The organism is Branchiibius sp. NY16-3462-2 (assembly GCF_001594145.1).
GTDB lineage: Bacteria > Actinomycetota > Actinomycetes > Actinomycetales > Dermatophilaceae > Branchiibius.
The window spans coordinates 661,959-678,892 of the sequence record NZ_LVCF01000001.1 but is presented as its reverse complement, the minus strand read 5'-3'; the positions used below and the strand labels follow the sequence as shown (position 1 = coordinate 678,892).

15 protein-coding genes are annotated in these 16,934 nt (G+C 67.4%); 4 read left to right on the top strand and 11 right to left on the bottom strand.

What is annotated here, in order from left to right; all coding sequences use genetic code 11:
* Window positions 1-4: 4 nt before the first annotated feature.
* The gene (locus tag AZH51_RS03305; protein ID WP_291521239.1) at window positions 5-421 is read right to left on the bottom strand and encodes a VapC toxin family PIN domain ribonuclease; all 417 of its coding nucleotides are present in this window, start codon (window positions 419-421) and stop codon (window positions 5-7) included.
* Between the two features lie 331 nt (window positions 422-752).
* On the opposite strand from AZH51_RS03305, the gene AZH51_RS03300 reads away from it, so the two are divergent.
* The 3 genes from AZH51_RS03300 to AZH51_RS03290 all read left to right on the top strand — a co-directional run bounded on the left by AZH51_RS03300 (window position 753) and on the right by AZH51_RS03290 (window position 4,372).
* Window positions 753-1,370: an ATP-binding cassette domain-containing protein gene (locus AZH51_RS03300; protein WP_291521237.1), complete on the top strand. Its 618-nt coding sequence runs from the start codon at window positions 753-755 to the stop codon at window positions 1,368-1,370.
* The gene (locus AZH51_RS03295) at window positions 1,367-3,598 is read left to right on the top strand and encodes a YhgE/Pip domain-containing protein (protein ID WP_291521235.1); all 2,232 of its coding nucleotides are present in this window, start codon (window positions 1,367-1,369) and stop codon (window positions 3,596-3,598) included. Before AZH51_RS03300 ends, AZH51_RS03295 begins: the two co-directional genes overlap by 4 nt.
* Window positions 3,599-3,703: 105 nt before the next feature.
* The gene (locus AZH51_RS03290; RefSeq protein WP_291521233.1) at window positions 3,704-4,372 is read left to right on the top strand and encodes a B12-binding domain-containing protein; all 669 of its coding nucleotides are present in this window, start codon (window positions 3,704-3,706) and stop codon (window positions 4,370-4,372) included.
* Here the strand turns inward: AZH51_RS03290 and AZH51_RS03285 are convergent.
* Genes AZH51_RS03285 through AZH51_RS03275 form a run of 3 tightly spaced genes read right to left on the bottom strand, consistent with a single transcriptional unit; the run spans window position 4,369 to window position 8,110 of the window.
* Complete coding sequence (locus tag AZH51_RS03285) at window positions 4,369-5,898, bottom strand: GMC family oxidoreductase (protein ID WP_291521231.1); 1,530 nt, start codon at window positions 5,896-5,898, stop codon at window positions 4,369-4,371. The genes AZH51_RS03290 and AZH51_RS03285 overlap by 4 nt on opposite strands.
* Window positions 5,899-5,909: 11 nt before the next feature.
* Entirely contained in the window at window positions 5,910-7,199 is a 1,290-nt protein-coding gene (locus AZH51_RS03280; RefSeq protein ID WP_291521348.1) for an alpha/beta hydrolase, read from the bottom strand.
* A 14-nt stretch (window positions 7,200-7,213) separates the two neighbouring features.
* Window positions 7,214-8,110: an SDR family oxidoreductase gene (locus AZH51_RS03275; protein WP_291521228.1), complete on the bottom strand. Its 897-nt coding sequence runs from the start codon at window positions 8,108-8,110 to the stop codon at window positions 7,214-7,216.
* Between the two features lie 77 nt (window positions 8,111-8,187).
* On the opposite strand from AZH51_RS03275, the gene AZH51_RS03270 reads away from it, so the two are divergent.
* Window positions 8,188-8,730 (top strand): DNA starvation/stationary phase protection protein, encoded by a 543-nt coding sequence (locus AZH51_RS03270; RefSeq protein ID WP_291521227.1) that lies wholly within the window; start codon window positions 8,188-8,190, stop codon window positions 8,728-8,730.
* 65 nt (window positions 8,731-8,795) lie between these two features.
* Here AZH51_RS03270 and AZH51_RS03265 read toward each other — a convergent pair whose 3' ends face one another.
* The 7 genes from AZH51_RS03265 to AZH51_RS03235 all read right to left on the bottom strand — a co-directional run bounded on the left by AZH51_RS03265 (window position 8,796) and on the right by AZH51_RS03235 (window position 16,904).
* Entirely contained in the window at window positions 8,796-9,692 is an 897-nt protein-coding gene (locus AZH51_RS03265; protein WP_291521225.1) for an SDR family oxidoreductase, read from the bottom strand.
* Between the two features lie 24 nt (window positions 9,693-9,716).
* Window positions 9,717-11,513, bottom strand: a complete 1,797-nt coding sequence (locus AZH51_RS03260) for a glycoside hydrolase family 15 protein (RefSeq protein WP_291521346.1) — start codon at window positions 11,511-11,513, stop codon at window positions 9,717-9,719.
* Window positions 11,510-12,703: an FAD/NAD(P)-binding oxidoreductase gene (locus AZH51_RS03255; RefSeq protein ID WP_291521223.1), complete on the bottom strand. Its 1,194-nt coding sequence runs from the start codon at window positions 12,701-12,703 to the stop codon at window positions 11,510-11,512. The genes AZH51_RS03260 and AZH51_RS03255 overlap by 4 nt, the downstream gene beginning before the upstream one ends.
* A gap of 72 nt (window positions 12,704-12,775) precedes the next feature.
* The gene (locus tag AZH51_RS03250) at window positions 12,776-13,594 is read right to left on the bottom strand and encodes a Cof-type HAD-IIB family hydrolase (RefSeq protein WP_291521222.1); all 819 of its coding nucleotides are present in this window, start codon (window positions 13,592-13,594) and stop codon (window positions 12,776-12,778) included.
* Entirely contained in the window at window positions 13,591-13,992 is a 402-nt protein-coding gene (locus AZH51_RS03245) for a VOC family protein (RefSeq protein ID WP_291521220.1), read from the bottom strand. The genes AZH51_RS03250 and AZH51_RS03245 overlap by 4 nt, the downstream gene beginning before the upstream one ends.
* Before the next feature lie 21 nt (window positions 13,993-14,013).
* The gene (locus tag AZH51_RS03240) at window positions 14,014-15,240 is read right to left on the bottom strand and encodes an FAD-dependent oxidoreductase (RefSeq protein WP_291521218.1); all 1,227 of its coding nucleotides are present in this window, start codon (window positions 15,238-15,240) and stop codon (window positions 14,014-14,016) included.
* A gap of 32 nt (window positions 15,241-15,272) precedes the next feature.
* Window positions 15,273-16,904, bottom strand: a complete 1,632-nt coding sequence (locus tag AZH51_RS03235; protein WP_291521216.1) for an FAD-dependent oxidoreductase — start codon at window positions 16,902-16,904, stop codon at window positions 15,273-15,275.
* Between the last annotated feature and the right edge of the window lie 30 nt (window positions 16,905-16,934).

The following is a 16,934-nucleotide window of genomic DNA, read 5'->3' as shown; positions in this document are numbered from 1 at the left end:
CGGTCTATCCCGCCGGATTGATGACGTCCAGCTGCGGGTAGCGGGCGGCGACCTTCGTATCGAGGGTCGCCAATGAATGGCCCCCGGCAAGAGCCACCGCTGCTAGGTAGTCATCTGTCCACAGATCGGGGCGCGCGGCGAAAGAAGCAAACCAGTCGTTGACACCGGAGTTCTCCTCGACCCACGCGAAGCGTGCATCGGTGAGCACAGCCGCGATGAAGTCCCACGCCTCTGCTCTGGTCATCGCATCCTCGCCAAGGACGGCCGGATTGCTCAGGTGGTGCAGCCACCCTAGGTGCACCACCCGGCACAGACCCAACGAATCGTTGGCTGCGCGCTCGATCCATTTGCGCGTCCGGGCATGCAACTCGTGCGCGGGCCAGAAGCCAACGAGGCAGGTGCTCACATCGAGCAAGGTCACGAAAGCGGTAGTTGGTCGACGTCGTCCTGCAGGAGGGAGTCGGAGAGTTGCTCCGGACTGATGGTCACAGTCGCCACGCGACGCGATCTGATCAACGGGAGTTCGCCCCGTTTTTTGCTAGGACCGCCGAGTTCCCGGGTCAAGACACGCGTGAACAGGTCTTTCAGCGTCTCGTCGCTCTCCGCGGCGCGCACGCGAGCGGCCCGCACAAGGTCGTCCGGAAGATCCACCGTGGTTCGCATAAACGCATATTGACATCGTGTTGCTGGGCTCACACTGACCCCGACGCCTTGGTGAGACCGATCGACCGACACGGTGAAAAACTGTCGCCATGCAGATCACGGCCGAGAAGGTCAGCGTCAACGGGCCGCACGGCGTACTCCTGGAGCCAACCAGTCTGACTCTGGAGTCCGGGGAGGTGACGGTGGTCGCGGGGCCGCCCGGCGCCGGGCACACGGCGCTCTCGCTGGTGCTGTCGGGCCGGATGGCCCCCGACCAGGGCAGGGTGCTCGTCAACGGCCAGTCGAACACCAAACGCCTGCGCCGGGTCACCGCACTGGTCGATGTCCCGGAGGTCTGCGACCCGGACGAGGTGCTTCCTCTCAAGACCGTCGTGGGGGAGGAGCTGGCCATCGCCCAGTTGCCCGCCGGACGCAACGGTGTGACGCATTGGCTGGAGGAACACGAGGCCGAGGACCTACGAAATACCCGCATCGAGAATCTGTCGGGAGAGTTCCGGATCGAGATGCTGACTGAGATGGCGGCCAGCCGACCGGGGATCGGGGCGTTGGTGGTGTGTTGCCCGGATCGGTACGGCACGACGTACGACCAAGCAGTGGCAGTGGCCCAGGCCGCTGCCGCTGAGGGGATGGCGGTCTGTTTGCAACTGATGAGTCCCACCGTTCGCTCCCATGAAGGCCTGACCTGGATCGGTGGGGTGTCGGCATGAAGGCTTTCCGTATGGCGATCAGCGAATGGCGCCGCCTCACCTCAGGTAAGTGGCCCACGTTGGCCGTGATCGCCATCATGCTGATCCCGACGCTGTACGCCGGGTTGTACCTGTGGGCCAACCGCGACCCCTATGGCGCCCTCAGCCAGGTCAAGGCCGCGATCGTCGTACAGGATCAGCCGGCAAAGTCACAGAACAGCGGCACGATCCACGTCGGTCCGCAGATCGCGCAGAACCTCAAGGATGACGGGTCCTTCGACTGGCAGGAGGTGGACGCCGACACCGCAGCGCGAGGGGTCAGCGACGGCTCCTACGTGTTCTCGCTGACCATTCCGAAGAACTTCTCCGCTGCCCTGGCCTCCACCGCGGACTTCAACCCGACCAGGGCGCCGTTGATCCTCACGACGAACGAAGCCAACAACTATCTGTCCTCGACGATCGCCGGCCAGGTGCTGAGCAAGGTCACCCGATCCATCGAGCAGAACGTCAGCGAGCAGGCGGCCAGCAGCTTCCTGCTCGGGTTCTCCACCATCCACCAGCAGGTCAAGAAGGCCGGCGAGGGTGCGGAGCAACTCCATACCGGCCTCGTCAAAGCCCAGGACGGCGCGGGGAAGCTCGCCTCCGGCGCCGATCAACTCAAGACCGGCGCCGACACCCTCGTCGACGGCACCGGCAAGCTTGTGACGGGCGCCGGCCAACTGGTCACCGGGACCGGCCAATTGGTCACGGGCAGCGGTGAACTGGCCGACGGCACCAGCAGCTTGTCCGCCGGTGCGACCCGACTGGCGACGGCAGAGGACCAGTTGCTCAGCGGTCAGAAGACGCTCAACGCCGGCATCGGCACCGCCCGGACCGGTGCTACGGATTTGCACACGGGCGCGGTGAAGCTGGCCGACGGAGCCGACCAGGTGGCAGCGGGCAACCAGAAGATCGCCGACCTGGGTGACAAGATCGCCGACGCATCCCAGACCGCCAACGGTCAGCTGGACACGATTCGCGCCGACCTCGTCGAGAAGCTGAAGCAGTCCGGTCTGCCGGCCGCGACGCAGCAGGAGATCCTGGCGAAACTGGACGAAGTACGCGCACCGCTGGATGACCTGAACACCAAGGTCCAGCAGGATCGCGGGCAACTGGACACCCTGGCCAGCGGCTCCAAGCAGGTGGCGACCGGTGCGCACCAACTGGTCGACGGCTCCCAGAAGCTGGCCGACGGGCTGGGGACTGCACAAAGCGGCAGCAACCAACTGGTCTCCGGTCAGCAACAGGCCCGGGACGGTGCCTATCAACTCAAAGACGGTGCCGCCAAGGCGAATGCCGGTGCGCAGCAACTGCATTCGGGCGCGCAGCAGGTCGACACCGGCGCTCGCCAGTTGCAGACCGGCATCGGTCAGGCCGACGCGGGCGCTCGCAAACTGGACACCGGGGCCGGGCAGCTGGCCAAGGGCGCCCATGATCTGAAGAACGGCCTCGGTTCGGCCGTGACCGGTTCGAAACAGCTGGCCGACGGACTGAAGGAGGGTCTGGGGTCGATCCCCGACCTGGACCAGGACGATCGCGATGCGACGGCGAGCACGATCGCCTCACCGATCAAGACCCAGGACGTGGCCGACGCCAAAGCCGGCTCGTACGGCGCTGGGCTGGCTCCGTTCTTCTGCTGCATCGGCGCCTGGGTGGGCGCCTATGTGATGTTCCTGCTGGTCCGGCCGCTCTCGCGGCGCGCGATCGCCGCCCGGCAGGGGCCGGGCCGCACCGCCCTGGCCGGGTGGCTGACCCCGGCCGCGATCGCCGTGGCGCAGGTGCTGATCATGCTGACCGTCGTCGTCTGGGTAGTGGGTATCACCGTGCTCGAAAGCATTCCGGTGCTGCTGTTCCTGGCGCTGATTGCGGTGACGTTCGTGGCCATCGTGCACACCCTGAACGCGTGGCTCGGACCCGTGGGTCAGTTGATCGGGCTGGTGTTGCTGGTGCTGCAACTGGCATCGGCCGGCGGCACCTTCCCGTGGCAGACGCTGCCGGGAGCATTGCAGGCGGTCCACCACGTGCTGCCGATGAGTTATGCCGTCGACGGGCTCCGGCACCTGATGTACGGCTCGCCCGTCAGTGACGTGTCGATGGATGCGCTGGTGCTGGGCGTCTATCTCATCGCCAGTCTGGCCCTCACCGCTGCCGCGGCGTATCGCCGCCGGATCTGGAAGGTCGCGGACATCAAGCCGGAGATCGCGCTGTAGCCGAGGCGGGCAGTTCCCCCGTAGGGACGTAGTCTGGCCCGGGCCGAGCGCATAGATTCACAATCCGGTACGGCTGTGCCGCTCACCGACAGAGGGGATCAGCACGTGTACGAAGCGGGTGACAGCGCAGCACAGGTGCTGCTGGGCCGCGAGGAAATCTTCGACGCCATCCTCGGTCTGGATGCGGAAACCATGCGCCAACTCATCCTGGGTTTCCAGGAGACCGGTGGCACCGATCTGGTCGTGGCCGACGTGCTGATCCCCGTGCTGCGCCGCGTCGGCGACATGTGGGCCAGCGGGCAGTTGAGCGTCCTGCACGAACACCACGCCTCGCGCATCATCCGCTCCGTCGCGGCAGAGTTCCGCCGTCCGGCGGCCCAGGTGCCGGTGCGGTTGTCCGTCGTGATGTCCTGCCCGCCCGGCGAACTGCACGACCTGCCCAGCCATCTGTTCTCCTTGATGCTCCTGGAGCGCGGGCTGACGCCGGTGGTCCTGGGTGCGGACACTTCGTGGAAGGCCACCGCCGCTGCGGTGCGGTCGTGCTCGGCGAAGGCGTGCGTCCTGTCCGGGATGAAACCGGCGGGGCTGCGGCACCGGTCGGCCGTCGTGAAACTGCTGGCCCAATCGGCGCCGGTGCTGGTGGCCGGCCCGCTCGGAGAACGTACGTCGATCCCGGGCGTGACGCCCCTGTCTCCCGATTGGCGGGTGGCCGCCGATCAGGTCTTGAGCGCAGCAACTCCGGTCACGACGCCCGTTGGCGCGGACGTGTCCTAACCCGCGAGGAAGCGGTCGGCGGTCCGCAGCGCCAGCGCCATGGTGATCAGTCCTGGATTGGCACTGAGCGCGCTGGGGAACACCGAGTTGTCGCAGATCCACAGGTTCGGCACGTCGTGGCTGCGTAGGTCGTCATCCACGACCCCGAGCGATGGGTCGGTGCTCATCCGGCAGGTGCCGAGCGTGTGCGCCGTGCGCGCAAGAACGCGCAGATGGGTGCCGCCGGCCGCCTGCATGATCCGCGTCAGCGTGGCGGTGGCGTGATCGTCGAGCGCCTTCTCGTTGGATCCGGCGGTGAACGTGATCCGGGCGCGAGGAATGCCGAACTCGTCTGTCTCGTCGGCTAGTTCGAGTTTGTTCTGGTCCGCTGGCAGACACTCGGCGTTGATCCCGATGCCGGCCGTGAACTGGCTCTGGTCCAACGCTGACATCAACTCCGTGCCCCACAGGCCGCCGCCGCGGACCAACGACGTCGCGTACGTCGCGGGCATGACTCCCAGCGACTGGATCAGATAGCCGCCGGCGAAGTCGGCGTCGTCGGGTCGCACGAAGTCCTCGGTGATCAGCGCCGACGGGTAGCCGCGGTGACTGCGGATGCGCGCGTCGAACTGCGCCCACACCTGCGTCCCGCCGTGCGCCATGAAGTTGCGGCCGACCATGCCGCTGTTGTTGGCCAGGCCGGTGTGCAGGAGCAGCCGCGGGGTTTCGATCCCACCGGCACACAGGAACAGGGCGCGGCAACGCTGCCGCTCGGTGCGGCCGTCGCGGCGGTAGATCACCGAGACCACCTGACCGCGTCCATCGACCTCAATGCCCGTAACCATCGAATCGGCCCGGATCTCAGCACCGTTCGCGACGGCGGCCGGTAGGTAGGTGGTGTCCATCGTGCCCTTGGCGGTGAACCGGCAGCCCTGGTGGCACTGGCCGCAGTTCACGCAGGCGCGTCGCTGCCCGAAACCGGGCTGGGCACGCGCGGCGGAGAGCACCGCCGCCGGTGCATCGGTCGCGGTGATCCCCAACGCCTCACAGCCGGCCGCGACCAACCGGGCCGGTGCATTGCGGGGCACGGGCGCCTGGTCATAGACGCGGTCCGGATCCCACGGGTAGGGGCTCGGGCCACTGACACCGATATCGCGTTCGGCCTGCCGCAGATAGCCGGTCAGCTCCTGCGGGTCCACCGGCCAGTCGAACCCTGCGCCGGTCGTCTCGTGCAGCCGTAGGTCGCGCGGATCGGGTCGCGGGGTGAAGGCACCCCAGTGCAACGTGGAGCCACCGACCCCGCGCCCGCTGTTGTTGGGTCCGAACGCCGTCGGGTCGTCGCCTCCCGACAGCCGCTCGGACATCCAGTTGATCTTCGCGGCGTCGGCCTCGTCCGCACTGAAGTCGGTGACCTCGAAGTTCGGACCTGCCTCCAGCGCAACGACATTCAGTCCCTTGGCGGCGAGGGTCGCCAGGATCGGAGCACCGCCCGCACCTGTCCCGACGACCACCGCGTCGACTTCGTCGCCCGGGGCGAAGAGTCGCATCCCGTCCAGGTTCACAGCGACATCCCCAATTCGTCGGGCTCCCACGCGTCACGTTCGCCGGGACCGAGCAGGTGGTAGCCACGACCGATCGTCGTGATCGAGCCGGCCGCGAATCCGTCGTAACCGATCCGGGCCATCGAGGCCGGGTGGCCGAGCCACTGGCGGACCAGGTCGACCTTTGCATCCTCGAACCATGGGTCGTCGACCAGTGCCTCGACGGTTCGCTCGTCAATATCCTTCTCGCCCAGCGCATCGAGCGCCGCGCGGTAAGCCGCTGGATCCGGCGGCTGACCGTCGGGTCGCCATCCGTCGCCCTCACCCCGCGACAGCTGGGCGTCGACCCGTGCCGCGAGGTCGATCTTCGAGTAACCCTGTGGCACAACGACATCCGCCAGCCCGCGCAGCGTGGTCAATTGCTGGGGTGACAGGACGGTCGGCGCGTACGCCGGGTCGTCCGGGATCGCACGCAACGCTAGCGATCGGCGTACGTCGGGGATGGTCCGCTCGGAGGCGATCAGCGCGCACCAGTCGTCCGGCACCAACGGCGCCGTCAGGATGTGCGCGTCCAGGAAGTCGGTGACAGCGGAAGCGAGGAAGGACGGTTGCTCCAGCGCGATTAGGTGCCCGCAGTCGGGGACGCTCACGTACGACGCCCGCGGGTAGGTGCCCGCGTGCAACTCCGGTTGGGCGCCAGCCCCGAGGTCGTCATCCTGGTCCCCGCCGAGGATCAGCGCCGGCAGCGGCAGCGCTCCGACCTGTTCGGAGACATCCTGTTTCGAGCCCGTGGTCAGCCATTGCCGCCAGACGGCAGGGGAGCAGCCGGTCACCGAGGAGAGGACGGTGACCTGATCATCGGCCGGCAGTGCAGAAGCGACATTCTGCTCGATGAACTCGGCCGCATCCGTGGCACTGATCGGGCCGGGCGTTGCCCAGCGCAGCATGGTGTCCCGGCGGTCCTCGTCCATCGGCTCCGGGGTCGGCGGCGATGGCGCCAACAGGATCACGCCCAGCAGCCCGAAGAGCCCGATGTCGCCGGAAAGAGTCCGCGCCGCAACGAAACTGGCGATCTTGCCACCCATGCTGTGGCCGAGGAGCAGCCACGGCCCCCAGACCTGCGCGGCGATGCGATGGATCACCGACGAGGCGAGTTCACCGACCATGTCCTCACCCAGCGCCTGCGTCGCGGCCAGCGAGCCGAAACCGGGCAGGTCCAACGCCAGCACCTCGATGTCCTGCTCGCGCAGCGCCTTCCTGAGGTGGTCGTAGTAGTGCGCGTCCAGTCCGAGGCCGTGCAGCGCCACGACCGTCAACCGGCTCAGGGCGTCACCATCCCGCCGTTGACGTTCAGCGTTTCGCCGGACACGTAGCTGGACTCGGCAGAGGCGAGGAAGACGAAGGCCGGAGCGATCTCTGCCGGCTGCCCGGCACGTTCGTAGGTGCTCTCGTCGTCGAAGTGGACCATCTGCTCGTCCGAGACCCCGTCGGATACCTGCAGCGCCGTCCACGTGGGCCCGGGCGCGACGACGTTGACCCGGATCCCCTGGGGCGCCAGTTGCTGCGCGAGTCCCTTGGCCAAGTTGTTGATGGCCGCCTTCGATGCTGCGTAGTCCAACCGGTCCGGTGCCGGTTTGTAAGCCTCGAGAGAGGCGGTGGCGATGATGCTGGCCCCTGCCGGCAGGTGCGGCAGCGCTGCTTTGACCAGCCGGAAGAAGGCGAACAGGTTGGTCTGGAAGGTCAGTTCGAACTGTTCGTCGGACAGGTCGAGCACCGAGGCGACCGCGGTCTGTTTACCGGCGTTGCTGACCAGGATGTCCAGGCCACCCAACGCCTCCAACGCCTCGGCGACGACCCGCTCGCAGTCCGCCGCCTGCGAGAGGTCCGCGACCACCGCGTGCCCGGCCCGGCCGGCCGCCGCGATCTGCGCCACCACGTGGTCGGCGTCGTCTTCCTCACCGGCCCGGTGCACGATGACGACATCGGCTCCCTCCCGCGCGAACGCGATCGCGGTCGCACCACCGATACCCGAGTCACCGCCGGTGATCAGGGCCTTGCGCCCGGTCAACCGGCCGGTGCCGCGGTAGCTGTCCTCGCCCAGATCCGGCACCGGGTCCATGGCGCCTTGGATCGCCGGCTCGTCCTGGTGCTGTAGCGGCGGCTCAACGCGGGCGTAGCGACGTACCGGGTCATCGAAAGTCAGCTGGTCCTCGGGCACGTCCCCACGCTAGAGCGCACAGACCCCCACACCCGTGCTGGTGTAGCCCATCGGGTGGGAGTTGTTACCGTCGAAGCATGGCCACTATCGAAAAGACGAACAACCGCAAGGCCCCCGGTGGGGTGGGCGCGAAGCGGACCAAGGAAGAGAACGCCGAGTCCGGTTTCACCGCGTCGGCATCCTTGACCAAGAACATGCAGAAGGTCCTGGTGGACCTGATCGAGTTGTCGCTGCAGGGCAAGCAGGCGCACTGGAACGTCGTCGGAACCAACTTCCGTGACACCCACCTCCAGCTCGACGAGATCATCGACGCCGCAAGGGAGTTCGGTGACACCGTCGCCGAGCGGATGCGCGCACTGCACGCGCTGCCCGACGGTCGCAGCGACGTGGTGGCCCAGTCCACGACGTTGCCCGAGTTCCCGCAGGGTGAGGTGCTGACCAAGGACGTCATCGACCTGATGACCGAGCGCATCGACGACGTGGTGCACACCTGCCGTGAGGTGCACGACGAGGTCGATGACGAGGACCCGACGACCGCGGACATCCTGCACTCCATCCTGGAGCGACTGGAGCAGCTGTCCTGGATGGTCTCGGCAGAGAACCGCATGCCCAAGAGCTGAACCAGCCCGCACGAAACGCCCGCCCGGTCCGTGGACCGGGCGGGCGTCGTACGTTGAGCAGGAAATCAGGGAGTCGGCATCCCACCGTTCACGTTCAGCGTCTCGCCGGCCACGTAGCTGGACTCGGGGGAGGCCAGGAACACGTACGCCGGCGCCAACTCCGCGGGCTGCCCGGCGCGGCCGATCGGCGACTCGTCGCCGAAGTCCTTCAGCTTCTCCTGCGGCTGGCCACCGGCCGGCTGCAACGGCGTCCACACCGGGCCCGGCGCGACCGCGTTCACCCGGATGCCCTTGGGCGCCAGCTGCTGGGCCAACGCCTTGGTGAAGGTGTTGATTGTCGCCTTTGTGGACGCGTAGTCGACCAGGATCGCGGCCGGCGAATAGGCCTGCACCGAGGTCGAATTGATGATCGTCGACCCGGGCTTGAGGTGCGGCAGCGCCGCCTTGGTGATGTAGAACAGCGCGTAGACGTTCGTCTTGAACGTGGCGTCGAACTGCTCGTCGGTCAGCGTGGTCAGGTCCTCGTTGAACTGCTGCTTGCCGGCATTGTTGACCAGAATGTCCAGCCCGCCCAGCGCCTCGACGGCGTCGGCGACCAACGACTTGCAGAACGCGGCGTCGGTCAGGTCGCCGGGGAAGGTGTACGCCGAGACGCCGGCGTCCGTGATGAGGCCGGCGATCCGCTGGGCGTCCTCCTCTTCCTCGGGTAGGTAGCTGATCGCGACGTCGGCGCCTTCGCGGGCGAAGGCGATGGCCGTGGCCGCGCCGATCCCGGAGTCACCACCGGTGATCAGCGCCTTGCGCCCCTTGAGCCGGCCGGTGCCGCGGTAGGTCTCCTCACCCAGGTCGGCCGCCGGGGTCATCTCGGCGTCGGTACCGGGACCATCCAGCTTCTGCGCCTCCGGCTCGTTGGCTTCGTAGAGGGTGGTCGGGTCGGTGAGGGTGTACTGATCGCGGGGCATGAGTTTCCTTCCGGGGTGAGTGGTTCAGCGGCTGCCGAGGATCTCGTCGGGGACGAGTTCGGCGATGGTGAGTACGGCGTTGATCAAGCCCAGATGACTGAGCGCCTGGGGCGTGTTCCCCCAGGCCGATCCGTCGTCGGGGTCGATCATCTCGGCGTAGATGCCCACGTCGTTCGCCGCCGTGACGAGCCGGTCGATCTGGTCGACGGCCTCCTGGTGGCGACCGACGCAGGCCAGTGCTTGTGCCCGCCAGAACGCGCAGGCCACGAAGGTCTTCTCCTCCTGTTGCATGCCGGAGTAGCGGTAGATCAACCCGTTAGAGCCGAGGTGCTTGGTCACGGCGTCGATGGTGCGCGACATCCGCTCACCACGGTCGAAGCCGGTCGGAGCGTGCAGAAGGACCGACGCGTCCAGATCGGTGCCATCGGCGAATGCCACGTATGACCCGAGTTCATCCGACCAGCAATGCTTTTCGACCCAGTCGCGGATACGATCCCGCTCGGTCTGCCAGCGCGCACCGTGCCCGGGGATGGCTCCGGCCGCGGACAACGCCGCAGCATCCTCCAACGCCTTCCAGCAGCTCATCTTCGAGCAGGTGTAGTGCCGCAGCTCCGGCAACTCCCAGATCCCCGAGTCCGGTCGCCGCCACAGGTCCGCCACGGTGTCGGCGATCTTGGCCAGCAGCCGACCGGTCTTCAGGTCCAACAGGTTTCCCGCCTCGACGTACGTGCGGCAGATCGCGAACAGGTCGCCGTACGCGCCCAGTTGCAGCTGGTCCTGCGCGGGGTTGCCGTGCACGACCGGGCCGATGCCCCGCCACCCGGGTACGTCGAACTCGCGTGGTTGCGGGACCGGTCCGCCGTCCAGGGTGTACATGACGTGCATCCGGTCACCGCCCTCCCGGATGGTGCGCAGCAGCCAGGACAACGCGGCGTGCGTCTCCTCGCGCAACCCGAACCGGGTCAGGGCGTGGGCGGTGTAGGCCAGGTCGCGCACCCAGGCGAACCGGTAGTCCCAGTTCTTCTCTCCTGCAGGGCTTTCCGGCAGCGACGAGGTCGCGGCGGCAGCGATCGCACCGGTCGGGCTGTAGATCAGCAGCTTCAGGGCGAGGGCACTGCGCTGCACCTGATCGGCCCACGGTCCGTCGTAGCTGAAGACCTTGGACCAATCCTGCCAGTTGGCGATGGTCCGATCGATCCCGTCGCTGATCAGCCTCGGGTCGGGCAGGTGCACCGGTTCGGCCTCGGTCGCGACCAGGGCGAGCCCATGGCGGCTGCCTGCCTCGGTGACGAATTCACCGTGCAGGATCGGCCCGTCAGGCGCGTCATAGATCGGGTCGGCCGGTCCGTGCTCGTCGCCGACCACCGCGAGGGTCACGTCGGCACACCGCATCACCTGATGACCGTCGGTGTGTTCGATCCAGGGGGAGGCGGTCCCCCACGACGTGCCGGGCTGCACCGTCCAGCGCATCGCCACCTGTCCCGTGTCACCCTCGATACGGCGCGACAACTGCGCCCACGGCAACCGCCCGGCGATCCCGGAGACCATGGCGTCGGTGACGCGCACGGAACCGGACGGCGTACGAAAGGTGGTCTCCAGGACGTTGGTGCCCTCCAGGTAGCGCCGGGTGCTCTCGAAGTCCTCCACCGGTCGTAACTCGAGGCAACCACCGGTGTCGGGATCGAGCAGCCGGGAGAAGATCGGCCGGGCGGCCAATCCCGGCAACGGGAGCCAGTCGATCTGGCCGTCAGTGCCGATGAGGGCGACTGTGCGTCCATCCCCGATGGGGGCGTAGGACTCGATCGGCCGGTAGGCGCTCAGCGGATCCTGCCGATCAGGTCGTCGCGGGAGAGGGTGTCGGCGTTGGCGAGCACCTCGCGGGCGGCATCGGTGGAGTCCCAGACGTTCCAGAGAAGGACGCCGACGGGTTTGCCGTCGTCCAGGTAGTACACGACGCCGGTGTCGAACGGTTCCTGCCAGTCCTCCACGACCTCCAGGGAACCATCGAGCCGGCCGACCGCTTCGTAGCTGGCGGTGAAGACATCGGAGTAGTAGGACGGCGTGTGCGCGTAGGGCTGACCGGCGCCGGCCAGGTTGCGACCGGCCGCTGTGCCCATCTGCTCGGCGTTGTCCACGTGCTCGACGCGTCGCTGTCCCAGGATCCGGTCCGGATAGTTGGCCACATCGCCGCAGGCCCATACGTCCTCGGCGGAGGTCCGCAGTTGTTCGTCGACCACGATCCCGTCATCGACGGTGATCCCGGCGGTCTCGACCAGCGCCACCACGGGGGTGATGCCCAGGCCGCTCACGACGGCGTCGACCGTCACCGGATCTCCGTCCGCCAGATCGAGGCGCACCCCGTCGTCGGTCACCTCACCACCGGCAACCCTTGTGCCGCTGACGATTTCGACCCCTGCGTCGATGAACAGCTGCTCGAAGTGCTTAGCGAGGTCGGGCGGGAAGACGTTGCCACCGACGACCGAACCGTCGTGGATGAGGACGGTCTCGACGCCGTTCTGCACCAGTGCCGCCGCCAGCTCCGTCCCGATGAATCCACCGCCGACCACGGCGATCCTGCCGTGCTCATCGGCCAGCGACCGCAGATCGCGGTAGTCCTGTGCCGATCGGAACGGCAACACCTTCGGCCCGGCGGCCACGGGCAGCAACCGGGGTGCGCCACCGGTCGCGATCAGCAACTTGCCATAGCCGATGGTCTCGCCGGTCGTCGTGTCGACCTCGTGCTCCGCGGGGCGGATGGCACTCACCGAGCACTGCAGCCGGATCTGTGCCCCGGTCGCGTCAGCGGTGCCGAGCGGCACCTGGTCCCAGGTGAATTCGGGGTCGGTCCACAGCTTCTTGCTCAGCGCGGGTCGGGTGTACGGCTCGTCGACGTCCTCGCTGAGGATGCCGATCGTCCCGTTCTCGTCGAGTTCGCGGATACCGCGGGCGGCGGTGTCTGCCGACATCCCGCCACCGATGATCAGATAGTCGAAGTGCGTCAGATCGGCCATGGTCCAACGCAAACACGTCGCCGCGCCCTCCACAACGGCTCTCGGAACGTATCCGAGGGGGTGTTGCTGTGACTAACCCAACAAGGCGCGCAGTACGCGTACGACGCCGTCGTCGGTGTTGGCGGGCGCCTGGTAACGCGCGACCGCCGTGATGTCCGGATGCGCGTTGGCCATCGCGAACGACATCCCCGCGGCCTCCAACAGTTCCTTGTCGTTGAGGTAGTCCCCGAAGGCGACCGTCTGCTCCCGGGTCACCCCCAGCGCCTGCTGCAGCCGCTGCAGTGCGGTGCCTTTATCGACCCCACGGTTCATCACGTCCACCCAGTGGTGCCCGGAGACGACCACCTGGTGGGTCTGCGCGAACCCTTCCAGCGCCGGCCCGGCGCCGGTCGCGGACGACTCGAAGTCGTAGACCGCGACCTTCAACACCTCGTCGTCGTAGTCCAGGACGTCCGGCAGCACCTGCAGGCGTGCGTAGTACTTGTCCGCTTCGGCGCGGAACACCGGATCGTCCCGCTCGACGTACGCCGATCGCTTGCCGCACACGACCACGCCCACGTCCAGGTCGGTGCGGGTTCGCATTGTTTCGACGATGGACGCGACGACGCCCGGCTCGAGCGTGTCGGAACTGATCTCGGCGCCGTCGCGCACGACGTACGTGCCGTTCTCGGCGATGAACACCATGCCCTGCGCGTGGTCGGCAAAGGTGCGTTCGAGCGTGGCGTACTGCCGGCCGCTCGCGGGAGCGAACACGATTCCGCGAGAGCGCATTTCGTCCAGGAGCGGCCACAACCCGGAGGGCACGGCGCCGTCACCGTCGAGCAGGGTGCCGTCCATGTCGGCGGCCACCAGCCGCACGTCGGCGTGCTCGGGCAGGTCAAGGGCGGTCACGAAGGCTCAGGCAGGTCGTTGTCGTAGAGGCAGAACGGGTGACCGGCCGGGTCGAGCATGACGCGCACGTTGTGCTGCGGCTGGAACTCTGCCTCGCGGGCACCCAGGGCAAGAGCGTCCTCGACCGCGCCGGCCAGGTCGTCCACCTCCAGATCCAGATGCAACTGCATCTGCTGGTGGGTGGCCTCCGACGGCCAGGTCGGCACGACGTACGCCTTCTCGGTCTGGAAGGCGAGGTTGACCGGCAGATCCGGCATCTGGATGGTGCACCAGTCCGGTTCGTCGTCAGCCAGTGGCCAGCCGAGCAGATCGGAGTAGAAGTGCGCCAGGGACCGGGCGTCGGGCGCATCGAGCACGACGCCCAGCCAGCCACGGGGAATACGACCACGAATAGCCATACCCTCAGCCTGTCATGGCGGTCACGGCAGCGTGACGTGGCCGCCCTTCATCTTCCACATGAAGTACTTCTCGAAGCCCAGCTTCATCAGGTGCGCCTGCGGACCGGGGATCAGGACACCATGTTCTCGCGGCGGCAGCATCTTGTCGGCGAGGATGATGACTCCGTTGTTTCCCGCGTCCATCACGCAGAGAGCCTTGATGTCGGCGAACTCCTTGGTGTCCGTGGGCTGCTCGCCCTTGATCTGTGAGGCGATGTTCTTCGCGGCGACGTGTGCCATCTGCTCGGTGGGGAAGCCCGTCTTGGGGATGCCGACCGGCGTCGGGGTGTGCCAGGGAACCGGCACCTGGGCGGCGATGCCGACGGCGTAGATGTCGTCATAGTCGCGGTGCTGATAGGTGTCCCGCACCGGGATGAAGCCCTTGTCGTCGGCAAAGCCGGGCAGTTCCTTCAAGAATTCCTGGCCGAGGAAGGGCGGCACGAACATCGAGAAGTTGTAGGTCAGCTTCTCCCCGTCGGTGAGGACCACCGCGCCGTCGTCGAAGTGGTCCACGCTGGCGTTGGTCCGGTGCTCGATGTGCTCCTTCTTCAGGAACATCCCGAGCAACTGGTCACCGTGCGGCAGCCCGCCGATCCCGAAGTGGCCGAGGAACGGCTCGGAGGTCACGTAGGTGATCTTCACCCGATCCTTCAGCCCTGCCTTCTTCACGTGGTACGACGCGTTGAAGAGGAACTCGTACGCCGCGCCGAAGCAGGCCGCGCCCTGCGTCGCCCCGACCACGATGTCGCCGGGGTTGTCCAGGAACTTGGTCCACGCGAGCGCCGTCTCCTCGGCGGCAGGCAACGCCGTGATGGTCTGGGTGTTCTCGCGGAAGCCGGGCACCACATCGAGGTTGTTGTGGTAGCCGGTGCCGATGACCAGGTAGTCGTAGCTCAGGGACCGTCCGTCATCCAGGGTTACTGTCCTGGCCTGCGGGTCGAGCCCGGTTGCGGCGTGGTGCTCGAACCCGACGCCGTGCTCGGTGAGCGTGGGTTCGACCTTGAAGCTGATGTCATCGCGGTCCCGCTTGCCGAAGGGCAACCAGATCAGGCTGGGGTTGAAGACGAAGAGCTCACCTGGTGAAACGACCGTGACATCGACGTCACCGTGCAGTTCGTGCTTCACCGCCAGGGCCGCAGTGAGTCCGGCGAAACTGGAACCGAGTACTACCACTGACTTACGCATGTCGATCATCTCCTGTGTCTTCATCGACACTTCAAGCGTACCCCGGGGGGTATATCTCAGGCAGTGGAATGCGCGAATTTCCAGGTGCGATATCCGCCGTCCAGATTTCGCACCTCGATGCCGTTCTGGCTCAGGAGCCTGCTGGCCACATGGCCGCGCTGCCCGACCGCGCAGAAGACGACAACCATTGTGCCCGTGGGGATTTCATCGATCAGGTCGCGCAGTGAGTCCAGCGGTAGGTTGATGGCGCCGTCGATCGAGCCCGCGGCGTACTCCTGTGGTGTCCGCACGTCGACCAGCACGGAACCGGTGCTGAGCGCGTCGGCCACCTCGTGCCACTGGATGGTGCGCGTGGTGCCCGCCCGCTGGTTGCGCGCGACGTACCCGAGCATGTTGACCGGGTCCTTCGCCGAGCCGAACTGCGGCGCATAGCTCAGGTCCAGATCCACCAGATCGCCGGCGGTCAGGCCGCCGCGGATCGCGGTGGCGATCACGTCGATCCGCTTGTCGACGCCCGACGCGCCGACCGCCTGCGCACCCAGGATCAGGTCGCTGTCGGGATCGACCAGGAGCTTCAGGGCGAGTTGGCGGGCGCCGGGGTAGTAGTCCGCGTGGCTCATCGGGTGGGTGTGGATCGCGCGGTACGGCGTGGCGGTGCGCCGCAGCGTCTTCTCGTTGAGCCCGGTGACGCCCACCTGCAGGTCGAAGACCTGCACGATGGCGGTCCCAAGCAATCCGGGGTCGCGGCCGGGAACTCCCGCGATCGTGTCGGCAACCAGCCGGCCCTGGCGGTTGGCCGGACCGGCCAGGGGCACCAGCGCCGCACCGGCGAGGGCGAGCTGCTTCTCCACCGCGTCGCCGACGGCGAAGATCGCCGGGTCGCTGGTCCGCAACTGGTCGTCCACCTCGATGCCGCCGAGTACGCCGAGGCGTAGCCCGGCCTTCTCGGCCAGGTCGGTGTCGGGGCGCACGCCGATCGCGGCCACCGTGACATCGGCGGGAACCGTTGTGCCGTCGGCAAGTTCGACGCTTGTGGCACTGATCCCTGCCGCGCTCGCTGAGAGATGAAGGTGGACGCCGTGTGTGCGCAACTCCTCGGCGACCATCGCGGCAAGCTCTGGATCCAGCGGTGCCATGACCTGGTCGGCGGCTTCGATCACGCTGACCTCCAGGCCGGCGCGGGTGAGGTTCTCGGCGAGTTCGAGCCCGATGAATCCACCACCGATGACCGCCGCGGTCCGGCGGCCCTGAATCGCGGCAACGAGAGTGTCGAGGTCCTCGATATCGCGCAGGGCCAGGGCCCGCTCGATGCCGGGGATCGTGGGACGGACCGGCCGGGCGCCCGGCGAGAGCACGAGGACGTCGTAGGGCAGTGGCAGGTCTTCTCCCCGGTCCAGGTCGCGCACCGTGAGCACGCGGCGCTCCGGGTCGACGTCGGTCGCCTCGTGGCGGACGCGGACGTCCAGCCGGAAGCGATCCCACAGGGCCGCAGGGCTCTGGAGCAACAGGGCATCGCGCTGCTCGATGACGCCCCCGACGTGGTAGGGCAGGCCGCAGTTGGCGAAGGAGACATAGCCGCTGCGCTCGAGGACGGTGATCTCGGCGTCCTCGCTCAAGCGGCGCAAGCGCGTCGCGGCCGACATCCCGCCGGCGACTCCGCCGACGATCACGATTCGTTGAGGGATCATATGTGTAATATACCCCCAGGGGTATCTACT